Consider the following 12,506-nt stretch of genomic DNA (forward strand, 5'->3'; position numbering starts at 1 on the left):
TGTTTAACTGCTTATGTCCCAACAATATCGTTATTCATTGCCGCAGCGGCCTGGTGATACCCGTCAATTAGGTCAGTTGACTGGCTCAGCCTGCGCGGTGGAATGTGCGGAAATCATTGAGCGCCATGATGGCCCGGTAATGTTAATTACCCCTGACATGCAAACGGCCCTGCGCCTGCGTGATGAGGTGCAACAATTCTCACTCCGCCCAGTAAGCACCCTATCCGATTGGGAAACACTGCCTTACGACAGTTTCTCGCCGCATCAGGATATTATTTCAGCGCGCCTTTCGTGTTTGTATCATCTGCCCACGATGGATCGCGGTGTTATTATTCTCCCGATTAATACCCTGATGCAACGCGTATGCCCGCATGAATTCCTACACGGCCATGCGCTGGTGATGAAAAAAGGCCAGCATCTGTCGCGTGATAAACTACGCGCGCAACTTGAGCAGGCAGGATACCGCAGTGTTGATCAGGTAATGGAACATGGTGAATTTGCGACCCGTGGGGCATTGCTTGATTTGTATCCAATGGGCAGCGAAGAGCCGTATCGAATTGATTTCTTTGATGATGACATTGACAGTCTGCGCGTGTTTGATGTTGATTCGCAGCGCACGCTGTCTGAAGTTGAACAGATAAACCTCCTGCCTGCGCATGAATTTCCGATAGACAAAACCGCAATCGAGTTATTCCGTAGCCAATGGCGTGAACAATTTGAAGTTCGCCGCGACGCTGAACACATCTATCAGCAAGTGAGTAAAGGCATCTGGCCTGCGGGTATCGAATATTGGCAACCCTTGTTCTTTAGCCAACCGTTGCCCTCATTGTTCAGTTATTTACCTGAAAATACCTTATTGGTGAATACCGGCGATCTGGAGGGTTCCGCTGAGCGTTTCTGGCTAGATGTGAATCAGCGCTTTGAAAGCCGCCGTGTTGACCCAATGCGCCCATTGCTGGCACCCGATACGCTCTGGTTACGGGTTGATTCGCTGTTCACTGAGCTAAAAAAGTGGCCTCGGCTCCAGTTCAAGACAGATCCACTGCCGACTAAAGCTGCCAATACCAATTTGCACTATCAGCCCCTGCCTGATGTGGCTGTGCAAGCACAGCAAAAAGCGCCATTGGATAACCTGCGCCGCTTTATCGAAACATTCAGTGGCAGCATCGTGTTTTCAGTCGAAAGCGAAGGCCGACGAGAAACGCTACAAGACCTGTTGGCCCGGATAAAAATCAGCCCGAGCCTGATTACAGCGTTACCACCAGCGGCAGCTCCCGGTCATTATCTGATGATCGGCGCCAGTGAACGCGGCTTCCTCGATACCGATAAACAATTAGCGCTGATTTGTGAAAGTGACCTACTTGGCGAGCGCGTCAGCCGCCGTCGGCAGGATAATCGGCGTACCATCAATACCGATACCCTAATCCGCAACCTGGCCGAGCTGCGCCCCGGCCAGCCAGTGGTTCATCTGGAACATGGCGTGGGCCGCTATCTGGGCTTAACCACGCTCGAAGCTGGCGGCATCAAAGCTGAATACCTAATACTGACCTACGCCGGTGAAGATAAGTTGTATGTGCCAGTCTCATCTTTGCATCTGATTAGCCGTTATTCCGGCGGTGCTGATGAAAATGCGCCACTGCATAAACTGGGCGGAGAAGCCTGGGGGCGGGCACGACAAAAAGCGGCCGAGAAAGTGCGAGACGTGGCAGCCGAACTGCTGGATATCTATGCCCAGCGCGCCGCCAAGTCTGGCTTTAAATTCAAACATGACCATGAGCAATACCAGTTATTTTGCCAAAGCTTCCCGTTTGAAACCACGCCAGATCAGGAACAGGCCATTAATGCGGTTCTCAGCGATATGTGTCGGCCGCTGGCGATGGATCGCCTGGTATGTGGCGATGTTGGTTTCGGTAAAACCGAAGTGGCAATGCGTGCTGCGTTCCTCGCGGTTGCCAATAATAAGCAAGTAGCCGTATTGGTCCCCACTACACTACTTGCCCAACAGCATTTCGATAACTTCCGTGATCGCTTCGCCACTTGGCCGGTCAGGATAGAAATGATGTCCCGCTTCCGCAGTGCCAAAGAGCAGCAAGTGATTCTGGAGCAAGCCGCTGAAGGTAAAGTCGATATCATTATCGGCACCCATAAGTTGCTGCAAAGTGACCTGCGCTGGCAAGATCTCGGCCTGCTGATTGTCGATGAAGAGCATCGTTTCGGTGTTCGTCATAAAGAGCGGATCAAAGCGATGCGTGCCGATGTGGATATTCTGACCCTAACAGCCACACCGATTCCGCGTACCTTGAATATGGCGATGAGCGGCATGCGCGACTTGTCGATTATTGCCACCCCACCGGCGCGGCGCCTGGCAGTGAAAACCTTTGTACGGGAGTACGACAGCCTGGTTATTCGCGAAGCCATCCTGCGTGAGGTTCTGCGCGGTGGGCAGGTTTATTACCTGTACAACGATGTGGAAAATATTGAGAAGGCCACACAACGTCTGGCGGAGCTGGTTCCTGAGGCGCGCATCGCTATCGGTCACGGCCAGATGCGTGAACGGGATCTGGAGCGGGTGATGAATGATTTCCATCATCAGCGTTTCAACGTTTTGGTCTGTACCACCATTATCGAAACAGGTATTGATATTCCTAGCGCCAATACCATTATCATCGAGCGCGCTGATCACTTTGGCCTGGCGCAGCTACACCAATTGCGCGGCCGGGTTGGGCGTTCACATCATCAAGCTTATGCTTACCTACTGACGCCGAATCCGAAAGCGATGACCACGGACGCTAAAAAGCGGCTGGAAGCGATTGCCTCACTGGAAGATCTTGGTGCCGGCTTTGCGCTGGCAACCCATGATCTGGAGATTCGCGGCGCGGGTGAACTGTTAGGTGAAGACCAAAGCGGCCAGATGACCACCATTGGCTTCTCACTCTATATGGAGCTGCTGGAAAGCGCGGTTGATGCTTTGAAAGAAGGCAGAGAGCCATCTCTGGAAGATTTGACCAGCAATCAAACTGAAATTGAATTGCGCATACCGGTGCTGCTGCCAGAAGATTTCATTCCAGATGTGAATGTTCGGCTTTCATTCTATAAGCGTATCGCCAGTGCCCGCAATGAGACGGAACTTGATGAGCTAAAAGTGGAGTTAATCGATCGTTTTGGCAAACTGCCCGATCCAGCACGTTATCTGTTGCACACCGCAGAGTTACGCCAGCAGGCACAAAAATTGGGCATCAAACGAATTGAAGGTAATGAGCGCGGTGGCTTTATTGAATTTAGTGATAAGAACAAAGTCGATCCTGTCTATCTGATTGGGCTATTACAGCGCCAGCCACAGATATACCGCCTGGAAGGGCCAACCAAGTTGAAGTTTATGCAGGATTTAACTGATCGTTCACAGCGACTGAAATTTATCAGTGAGTTGTTGGCCGCCTTTGCACAGCATCGGGTAGGTTAATCAGCGAGTTAATGCGGGTTTCTCAGCAATGAGAGACCCGCGTTAATGCTAATGCCACTCGCTTAAATTTTTGCCGGGTTTGCGGCAAAAACATGTTCTGTTTAAACGATCAGAATTAGCACTAAATCGCGGGTTCTTGGTACCAGGTCTTGGACAACAGATTTTGTATTATGCTCGGTCGTTCAGTATTAGTTGACCATTTTTATCGATCGGGATCTGCGTACCTGGATCACGATCCATACGAATTTTTCCCTGCTGATCACCAATTTTGTAGGTTACGTCATATCCCAGCATTTTTTGTGACTTGTCATAGACAGTCTGGCAACGCTGTTGAGTGGTGGTATAGGTATCACTTTCTTGCATATTACTTTGCACACGGTTACCGGCATATCCGCCAGCCAATGCACCGGCAACAGTAGCGATATCCTTACCTCGCCCGCCCCCAACCTGATGTCCCAGAACCCCACCCGCTACAGCACCTAACACTGATCCTGCAATCTGATTCTCATCTTGCACTGGTTTACGGTGAGTGACCGTTACATTACGACATTCCTGTCGAGGCGTTTTGACCGTCTCTTTAATCGGTGTCGCCGCAATAACTTGTGCATATTGCGGCGCGCCAGAGAAAACATTCATACTCGCAACTGCGGCAATTCCCAGAGCGGCCGCAATACCGATACCCACGCCTGCTAACATTGATTTGTTCACAGGAAATCCTCCTGAAAGTGTTACCACGCATCTTCTGCCCCAGAATTCCAGCGTAAAAACAGAAAATCTGACAGTTTCCGACACCAAAGGCTGTCTCTGATTAGCGGAATACGGCGTGCGTGACTCGCCGTCTGTAAACACCATGGAGTCTGCACAAAGTCGTTTGAGCTAGCAATAAGACAAATGGACTAAAAACCCAGATAATAGGTGTAAATGAATATGTTTAGGAGGAATCCGACTGTGGGTATTTGCGACTGCGAAATTTTATGCTGCAAATTTTGCATTACGGGCGAACACTTTTAGCGTTAAGTGCCTGAGATTGAGCAAACAAAAACCGCCACCTTTTATTAACGGCAGCGGTTTGTTTAAGTGAGAAGGCGATTAGTGTAACTTCAAGCGCGGGCGAATAACCCGATTAATCCCACCCACCAGCATCATCAGGCCAGTCTTGGTATAACCATGTAATGCCACCTGGTGCATACGATACAGTGAGATATACACCACACGAGCAACACGCCCTTCGACCATCATTGAACCGCGCATCAGGTTGCCCATTAGGCTACCCACAGTGCTGAACTTCGACAGAGAAACCAGTGAACCGTGGTCTTTATAGATATACGGCTTCAACGGCTGCTCATTAAGCAACGCCAGAATATTGCTGTAGCAACGGCTGGCCATCTGGTGAGCCGACTGCGCGCGCGGGGGAACAAAACCGCCACTTGCCTGCGGGCAAGAAGCACAGTCACCAATAGCAAAGATATTCGCATCACGCGTCGTTTGCAGTGTTGGTTCCACCACCAACTGATTAATACGGTTGGTTTCCAGCCCAGCGATATCTTTCATAAAGTCCGGTGCTTTGATCCCCGCCGCCCACACCATCAGGTCAGCGTTAATAAACTCACCCTCTTTGGTGTTCAGACCTTTTTCGTCCGCACTGGTCACCATGGTTTTGGTCAGCACGCGCACGCCGAGTTTAATCAATTCCTGATGCGCGGCCGCTGAAATGCGCGGGGGTAATGCGGGTAGAATCCGCTCGCCAGCTTCCACCAGCGTCACATTCAGTGCTTGATTGTCCAAGCCCTCAAAACCGTAGCTATGCAGTTGTTTCACCGCATTGTGCAGTTCTGCAGAGAGTTCCACACCGGTAGCCCCCCCACCAACGATCGCAATGTTAACTTTCCCTTTTTCACCCGGTTGCGCTGAATATTTCAGGAACAGGTTCAGCATTTCATTATGGAAACGGTGTGCCTGATGCGGGTTATCAAGGAAAATGCAGTTCTCTTTTACGCCTGGCGTACCAAAATCGTTAGAGGTACTGCCTAAGGCCATGACCAGAATGTCATAGGTCAATTCACGTTGGGTCACCAGCACATCACCGTGTTCATCGCAAATCTCAGCCAAACTGAGGGTTTTGGTTTCACGGTTAATGTCAGTTAAGGAACCTAACTGGAAGTTAAAGTGGTGGTTACGCGCATGAGCCAGATAGCTCAACGCATCGACGCCATCATCAAGAGAACCCGTGGCTACTTCGTGTAACAGCGGTTTCCACAGATGGCTGTGGTTGCGATCAACCAGAACGATATCCGCTTTCTTGCTGCGGCCCAGCTTATGGCCCAGACTCGTCGCCAGCTCAAGACCGCCGGCACCACCACCAATAATAACGATTTTCTTCTTCGGCGTTGTCAAAATGACCCCCTAAATGTGAACCAATTGTTAGCTAAGGGTAAAAGAATAATATCCTTAGATAACATAGGGTTCGCTGATGCTAAATCAATAATCTGTAGCCAGAATATCATGCAGGGTTATTTGGTCATACCAAAATTGATATATATCAACTTTTTTTGATTAAAGTGACAGCATAGAGAATCTTTCTGGAATAGGATTCAAATAGTTAGCGTTTAGTCACAGTTTAGAATTTTTCTATTTGCAGCGAGGAAAAATCTTATTTTGCCGTTTTTAAGCAACAAAACGGCCTGGATAAAGGATTTAAACTCCCTTTCCCAAACCGGTTAGCAGAACGTTATAGGCTTTACAATTAACCAATCTTTAACAAACCGACTGTTTTAAGCTCAGCAGTCACTTTACGCTAGCCAAGAGTTTTAAAGGCTTTAATGCGCTGAAGATGGGGTGAAAGATCCTTAAACTTGTGGTTTTGTTTCTCGTCCCAAACAATTTCATAATAAGGATGTAGGTCACCCGCAGTTCGCTGGCTATCAAGCATTTCATCATGACGAGACAACACCACCAGGCAACGATCGCGATTTTTCTCGCGAAAGTCATTAATACACTTGCTGGCGATATCAACATACTCTTCTGGGCGGTCGATTTTACCGCCCATATTGTCCTGCGGATACAAATTCGGGTTGAAAGCAACCTGGCGGATACCGCACAGGAAACCAATGCGCTCGGCCCAAAACCCGCCTAAACCAACACCACAAATCAGTGGTTTGACATCACCGCCCTGCTGAATGGCTTTATCCACTTCTTTCAGTAAATGCTGCATATCATGTCGAGGATGCAAGGTGCTGTAACTGATAAAACGCACATCTGGATCGATAAATTGCAGTTGCAGGACTTTCTCGTGATTACCAGGGCTATTGGAATCAAAACCATGTAAATAGACGATCATATTTATCCTCGCGACTTATACTTGTCATACGTCAAGCTGCATGTGCGTTGGCTACACTCACTACTCGGCCCATCCGTGAGCCTCACCTCGTTGAGGCCGCTGCAACTCGAATTATTTAGAGTATATAACTTATTTCAATTGGCTCTTATGTGCATCCCAACGTTCGCTGAGTGCAGTTAATGCCTTATTCGCCTGTTGCCAGCGTGATGACCCCATCAATGATTGACGCTCAAACTGCCCAGAATGATACAAGCGCGCAACCTGATCCGCTTTGACCGGAGACAGGTTATCTAGCACGCTGATGGCACCCTGGCGGTTATTACACACCAAAATCATATCGCAACCGGCATCCAGCGAAGCCTGCCCGCGCTCGGCGTAACTGCCCATTATCGCAGCACCTTCCATCGATAAATCATCTGAGAAGATAATGCCATCAAAACCTAATTCCTGACGCAATATCTGCTGGAGCCAATACGCCGAGCCGCTGGCCGGGCGCGCATCAGCTTCAGTATAAATCACGTGAGCAGGCATGATGGCATCCAGCAGTCGCCGCTCGATCAACTCGCGAAATATAACCATATCATGAGTGCGGATTTCTGCCAGTGGTCGATTATCATGTGGCGTCTCCTTATGGGAGTCGGCGGTGACCGCACCATGACCGGGGAAATGCTTACCGGTGGTCTTCATCCCGGCACTAGTCATGCCTCGGATAAAGCATTCCGCCATTGCCAGAGCCTGTTGTGGCTCGCTGTGGAAAGAGCGCTCACCAATAGCGGCGCTAACATGGCCGATATCCAGTACCGGCGCAAAACTGATATCGATATCCATCGCTATCATCTCGGCCGCCATCAGCCAACCGGCCTCTTGCGCCAGCTTAGCTGCCGTAGTTGCATCATTAATAGCGGCAAACGACTGGGCCGCAGGCAGGCGAGTAAAGCCATCACGAAAACGCTGCACCCGGCCCCCTTCCTGGTCAACGGCCACCACCAGACGCTCACGAGAGGCCGCCCTGATTTGACGAACCAGCTCACGCAACTGTTCCGCATCATGAAAGTTACGGCTGAACAAAATCAGACCGCCCACCAGTGGGTGTTTTAAAATCTCACGCTCTTCAGCATCCAGCTCATAGCTGGCGACGTCTAACATTACTGGTCCCACAACAACCTCACTTCATTCAATAAAATACCCCTCGGACGGGGCCGCCACAGGGGTCGATTTGCCTGGCTGCTACGCCAATTTCTTTGGGTAACGCTACGAATTAAAACGATAAATTAAACTGCTGGCGCAGTGGCGACGCCCATTGTAAAAATGTCTCATCACCCGTTTGCTGCCAGCGCACCTCAAACCACATCAGCATCAGGTAATCAATCCACGGTAACCAACGCTGTATCTGCTGTGATAAGCGTTTGATGTCAGGGTATCCCTGCTCACTCGCGCAGTAGTGCTGTAAAAAGGCATGTTGTTGTGGCAATAACCAGTTATTGCTGCGAAACAGCGCCGCAATATCCAATGCGATATCCCCATCGGCAGCATATTCCCAATCAATCAGTTTCAGCCCGGTTGGGGTCATTAACACATTGCCGGGATGGACATCCATATGCAACGGCGCCAACTTAATAGGCTGCGGTAGCGGGCGGCGCAGAAAGTCATGTTGGCGGCGCAACCAGGCAGGTGAGCGGCGCGTTGAGTCAATCAATTGCCCATAGCGGGTTAACTGACGGCGCAAGTCGAGACGGTAGCCGCTGATGGGCAGATGATGCAGGCGGGCCAATAACTGTGGCAACTGCCCATTATCTGATAATTCAATAAATTGCTCATTAGTGACAACGTCACCTTCAAGCCAATTAACCACTAACCAGTGCTGATCGGCGGCAATAATGGCCGGTGAGAAATGCTGATTTGCCACGTGTCGTAACAGTTTTCGTTCCCGCCGCCGATTCACCCCCAACTGACGTTTGGCTAGTGATTGTTGACGTGCCAACCAGTCAATATTGGGTGCTGTAATGCGCCAGCTTTCACCGGTTAGCCCCGCGACCGGACTAAAGTGATAATCGGCGATTTTCATCGCCGGATTTATGCTGTCAATGAATGCATACAGAGAGAGATCAGCGCTGAACCGGGCCATTACCTGACCAAATGATTTCGCCTGATTGTGCCTGCATCAATTGCATTTCAATGGTTGGCGACTTCACATCACCACTCACATCGCTGTACAGCACATATTGAGCGCCGACATAGCGGGCCAAACCAATCGCTTTGCTGCGCGACCCCAGGCTATCTTCTTCCGAAAGCCCCAGCGTTTGCTTAGCAACGGCTAATTGTTGCGGCGAGATCAAAACAAACTTTTTATTCGCCGCTAGCACTTGATGTAATGCGGCGGTGGCTTTCGCCGTTTGCAATGCACCATTGGTGTTGTTTTTAACGCTATCCAATAGCAGAATGCTGCCATTCGCCACTTCGTTGTTATTCACCATTTTCGCCACCAACGGCTCGACACTGATAGCCCAATCGATAGATTGCACTTTCGGTGGCTGCGGCACGGTGTCTACCGGCGGAGGTGTCTCAACGACAGGGGGTGTTACCGGTTCAATGGTGACGGGCGGCGTCGTTGGTGCAACAGGCGTCCGGGACGGACAACCGGTCAGCACTAACGCTGCCAAAACCACAAATAAATACCTTTTCATTGCCCTACTCCAATTGTGAAAATCAATCGGTTATAAAAATAAATGAAGGCGTGCACTGCGCGCATTAAAATTATTATTAACTGACTGAATAGTGACATCGTCCCCTGGTGCTATCATCACAAAACGCGGCGCTTCCAGCGGCGGCACATCTAAGCCCTGGGTATCATACCAATAAAAACGGTAGTTGATTCTTACCGGCTTATTCTGGCTATTCGTGATAACTGAACGCGCAACATTATTGCCAGAAGAGAGTGATACTGTGGGTTGAGAAGCCAAAATACCTGCCGTCAAAACCGACGAATCCATTACCACGGTTTGCTGTTTATTTACTGCAATCCCTTTCGGGTTGCTGCACCCCAATAATGTCGCGATACACGCCGACACCATCACCGGTAATAAAAACGCCTTAACACGGCGCATAGGCTTACCTCATTTAGACTCAATCATTATGTCGCTATTGATGCAGCATCATTATTTATGTGACAACAATGAACCCAGATCACGACCACCAACCAGGTGCATATGAATATGATAGACCACTTGCCCGGCATGTTGGTTACAGTTGATGATCAGGCGATAGCCCTCTTCGGCAATACCTTCTTGTTGTGCAAGTTTAGCCGCTACGGTAATCATACGACCCAGTGTGGCTTCATGTTCTGCGGTGACATCATTCACAGTTGGAATAAGAATGTTGGGAATGATTAAGATATGGGTGGGTGCCTGTGGGGCAATATCACGAAACGCCGTCACCAGCTCATCCTGGTAGACCACGTCGGCAGGAATTTCACGGCGGATAATTTTGCTGAAAATCGTTTCTTCGGCCATTACGCATTTCCTTTATCATTATAAAACGGAGAATGCGTAGTATGAGCGACAAATTCTATTGATTTCAACCTCAATAATCAGCCTCTGGCATAAGCCGCCGCTTTTTCAAACAAAGCGGGCTCTGGGCGAATCCCCGTATACAGCACAAATTGCTCAACCGCCTGAATAGCAAATACTTCTGCGCCAGTAATAACGGTTTTCTGCTGTGCTTTAGCGTAACGGATAAGTGGGGTGACTGCCGGCAGTGCCACCACATCAAAAATGATATCCGCACTATCTATTTCACCCTGAGTAAATGCCAGAGCATCGGCATCCTTCCCCCCCAACATCCCCACCGGGGTAGCATTAATCAACACATTAGCCCGAACGTCCTGCATATCAGGGCGATAAATATAACCTGATTGATCCGCTAACTGCTTACCTGTCACTTCATTTGTCGCAATGATATAACCCTGCTTAAAACCTGCATTTTTTAATGCAAAAGCCACTGCTTTTGCCATGCCACCACTGCCACGTAAAGCAAAAACCTGCTTTGATGACACCTGATATGTCGCAAGCAACATGGCGATGGCGATATAGTCGGTGTTGTACGCCTTAAGGTAGCCTGCGGTATTGACCAGAGTATTTACTGAGTTAATAGCTTTAGCTGATGGGTCCATCTCATCCACCAGCGGAATCACCGCCTCTTTAAAGGGCATTGAGATGGCACAACCACGAAATCCCAGCGCCCGCACACCACCGATGGCGGCAACAAGATCAGTGGTAGTAAAAGCCTTATACAGATAATCGAGGTCTAAGGCATCGTACAAAAAGTTGTGAAAACGGGTACCAAAGTTACTGGGTCTGGCCGCCAGAGAAATACACACTTGGGTGTCTTTATTTAAATACCGGGTCATCTTCTCACCTTAAATAGTCATTACGCCCTGCCCGCACAAGCTTTTCATGCCGAAGGACGGTGGGCGATAAGCCCTTGCTGTACTAAAATTATCAGCTAAAAAGGTGATATTAAAAACTGCTGAGATTCATTCAATAGAGATCCTCTTTTATGGTCAGTCGACGTCTTGAGCAACAATATTTACGCTTACTGGGCGTGGTTGGGGTGCAACAGGTTACGATTACACTGCAAGAATTAGCCGACAAGCTTAGCTGCACTAAGCGCCATATGCGGACATTGCTGGTTAAAATGCAACAGGCTGGCGGGTTTTATGGCAGTCAGAAGCTGGCCGTGGTCGCCGTTCACATTTACAACTATTGCGGAACACTCATCAACTATTGATTGAAAAAGCGGAACAGTTATTGGATTCAGGCGATTTCAACGCGGCCATTGCGCTACAGGGAGAAGATAAATAGGTGGTCCGCCGGTCACGGTATACCGTGAATTACGCCGTCTGCGGGATAAGGAGCTGCGTTTATTCCCAGAGATATCACCGGCGCAGGTTGCCGCTGATGAAGGCAATTGGGCGGGTTACACCCTCGCACAAGGCGGCCCATTAGTCGCCCGCAAAGATTTGCGCGTTAGGCTCAATTACGACATCACCGAGAATGGCAACGATTACGGGGATAACGTCAGCCGGATCACTGGCGTCTTTGCCCCTGAATCGGGTGCTAATTCAATTATCTATACCCGCACCACCACTTACAAAATTGTTCCTAAAATCAAAGCTGACGCGGATTTTTCTGTTGACGTTCAGGGCGGCCCGCCGCCCCTTGGAGTTCTGTCAATAACTGTACGCGGTAGCTGCCCTCAACCGACAAAATCGGTTGAAAGCCCCCGCCAGGCGCAGAATTTAGTTATCCAAAACTGCCCAAGAACGCTACAGCCAAGCAGATAAAACGTTATCACCAGCAAACCAGCCAGCTTTTTGAGGATATGGGGCGTAAGGAACGGCGAGAGCTGGGCGAACGTATCCGCAATGATGGGGGTAAAGGTAAGAAAGTCTCTGATAATCGCCAAGTGAAAAAAGCAGAGATAGCGGCTCAGTATCAGCCCGTTGGTGAGTTAGCCGATCAAGTGCTGAGTTTCCTGCGGAAAATCGGCATAGAGCCGGAGCCGTGGGAATTGCGGGCGTTAGTGATGGGGGGGTAAGGTGGATTTTGGGGATGGAGAAGCATTCGAATTAGTGGGGAAAGTGTAACTTTTGCATATAGATCTCGTGCCCGACCAACAAAATGTACATTCTACTCGACAATCATTTGAGCC

Annotated in this window: 11 protein-coding genes and 2 pseudogenes; 4 read left to right on the plus strand and 9 right to left on the minus strand. The window is 49.5% G+C overall.

Annotated features, from left to right (window positions below):
- Nucleotides 1–13: 13 nt before the first annotated feature.
- A complete protein-coding gene (gene mfd, locus Q2T71_RS12230) occupies nt 14–3,460 on the plus strand; it encodes a transcription-repair coupling factor (protein ID WP_372559257.1) in 3,447 nt (1,148 codons plus the stop codon).
- 168 nt (nt 3,461–3,628) lie between these two features.
- Here the strand turns inward: mfd and Q2T71_RS12235 are convergent, their stop codons facing one another.
- From Q2T71_RS12235 to Q2T71_RS12275, 9 genes are all read right to left on the minus strand, one after another.
- The gene (locus tag Q2T71_RS12235) at nt 3,629–4,168 is read right to left on the minus strand and encodes a glycine zipper 2TM domain-containing protein (protein ID WP_372559258.1); all 540 of its coding nucleotides are present in this window, start codon (nt 4,166–4,168) and stop codon (nt 3,629–3,631) included.
- 381 nt (nt 4,169–4,549) lie between these two features.
- Nucleotides 4,550–5,854, minus strand: coding sequence for an NAD(P)/FAD-dependent oxidoreductase (locus Q2T71_RS12240; RefSeq protein ID WP_083158537.1), 1,305 nt, complete (start codon nt 5,852–5,854; stop codon nt 4,550–4,552).
- A gap of 400 nt (nt 5,855–6,254) precedes the next feature.
- A complete protein-coding gene (gene ycfP, locus Q2T71_RS12245; RefSeq protein ID WP_083158536.1) occupies nt 6,255–6,797 on the minus strand; it encodes an alpha/beta hydrolase YcfP in 543 nt (180 codons plus the stop codon).
- A 129-nt stretch (nt 6,798–6,926) separates the two neighbouring features.
- Nucleotides 6,927–7,943 (minus strand): beta-N-acetylhexosaminidase, encoded by a 1,017-nt coding sequence (nagZ, locus tag Q2T71_RS12250; protein WP_372559259.1) that lies wholly within the window; start codon nt 7,941–7,943, stop codon nt 6,927–6,929.
- A 112-nt stretch (nt 7,944–8,055) separates the two neighbouring features.
- Nucleotides 8,056–8,862, minus strand: a complete 807-nt coding sequence (gene thiK / locus Q2T71_RS12255; protein ID WP_372559913.1) for a thiamine kinase — start codon at nt 8,860–8,862, stop codon at nt 8,056–8,058.
- 40 nt (nt 8,863–8,902) lie between these two features.
- Entirely contained in the window at nt 8,903–9,481 is a 579-nt protein-coding gene (gene lpoB / locus Q2T71_RS12260; protein ID WP_372559260.1) for a penicillin-binding protein activator LpoB, read from the minus strand.
- 30 nt (nt 9,482–9,511) lie between these two features.
- A complete protein-coding gene (locus tag Q2T71_RS12265; RefSeq protein WP_372559261.1) occupies nt 9,512–9,901 on the minus strand; it encodes a YcfL family protein in 390 nt (129 codons plus the stop codon).
- 51 nt (nt 9,902–9,952) lie between these two features.
- Nucleotides 9,953–10,306: a purine nucleoside phosphoramidase gene (hinT, locus tag Q2T71_RS12270; RefSeq protein ID WP_372559262.1), complete on the minus strand. Its 354-nt coding sequence runs from the start codon at nt 10,304–10,306 to the stop codon at nt 9,953–9,955.
- A 77-nt stretch (nt 10,307–10,383) separates the two neighbouring features.
- Nucleotides 10,384–11,202, minus strand: a complete 819-nt coding sequence (locus tag Q2T71_RS12275; RefSeq protein WP_372559263.1) for a shikimate 5-dehydrogenase — start codon at nt 11,200–11,202, stop codon at nt 10,384–10,386.
- 149 nt (nt 11,203–11,351) lie between these two features.
- On the opposite strand from Q2T71_RS12275, the pseudogene Q2T71_RS12280 reads away from it, so the two are divergent.
- From Q2T71_RS12280 to Q2T71_RS12290, 3 genes and pseudogenes are all read left to right on the plus strand, one after another.
- A pseudogene (locus Q2T71_RS12280) lies at nt 11,352–11,653 on the plus strand (SgrR family transcriptional regulator); the annotation flags it as partial.
- Nucleotides 11,653–12,041, plus strand: a pseudogene (locus Q2T71_RS12285) (replication endonuclease); the annotation flags it as partial. The pseudogenes Q2T71_RS12280 and Q2T71_RS12285, both read left to right, overlap by 1 nt.
- 135 nt (nt 12,042–12,176) lie before the next feature.
- A complete protein-coding gene (locus Q2T71_RS12290) occupies nt 12,177–12,392 on the plus strand; it encodes a hypothetical protein (RefSeq protein ID WP_372559264.1) in 216 nt (71 codons plus the stop codon).
- Nucleotides 12,393–12,506: the final 114 nt, after the last annotated feature.

Source organism: Yersinia sp. 1652 StPb PI, assembly GCF_041538345.1.
GTDB lineage: Bacteria > Pseudomonadota > Gammaproteobacteria > Enterobacterales > Enterobacteriaceae > Yersinia > Yersinia enterocolitica_E.

What these genes read in the sequence shown, in the direction of transcription:
- thiK (WP_372559913.1), bottom strand. Translation starts at nt 8,862, where the DNA reads ATGAAAATCGCCGATTATCACTTTAGTCCGGTCGCGGGGCTAACCGGT.
- ycfP (WP_083158536.1), bottom strand. Translation starts at nt 6,797, where the DNA reads ATGATCGTCTATTTACATGGTTTTGATTCCAATAGCCCTGGTAATCAC.
- lpoB (WP_372559260.1), bottom strand. Translation starts at nt 9,481, where the DNA reads ATGAAAAGGTATTTATTTGTGGTTTTGGCAGCGTTAGTGCTGACCGGT.
- hinT (WP_372559262.1), bottom strand. Translation starts at nt 10,306, where the DNA reads ATGGCCGAAGAAACGATTTTCAGCAAAATTATCCGCCGTGAAATTCCT.
- mfd (WP_372559257.1), top strand. Translation starts at nt 14, where the DNA reads ATGTCCCAACAATATCGTTATTCATTGCCGCAGCGGCCTGGTGATACC.
- Q2T71_RS12275 (WP_372559263.1), bottom strand. Translation starts at nt 11,202, where the DNA reads ATGACCCGGTATTTAAATAAAGACACCCAAGTGTGTATTTCTCTGGCG.
- nagZ (WP_372559259.1), bottom strand. Translation starts at nt 7,943, where the DNA reads ATGTTAGACGTCGCCAGCTATGAGCTGGATGCTGAAGAGCGTGAGATT.
- Q2T71_RS12290 (WP_372559264.1), top strand. Translation starts at nt 12,177, where the DNA reads ATGGGGCGTAAGGAACGGCGAGAGCTGGGCGAACGTATCCGCAATGAT.
- Q2T71_RS12265 (WP_372559261.1), bottom strand. Translation starts at nt 9,901, where the DNA reads ATGCGCCGTGTTAAGGCGTTTTTATTACCGGTGATGGTGTCGGCGTGT.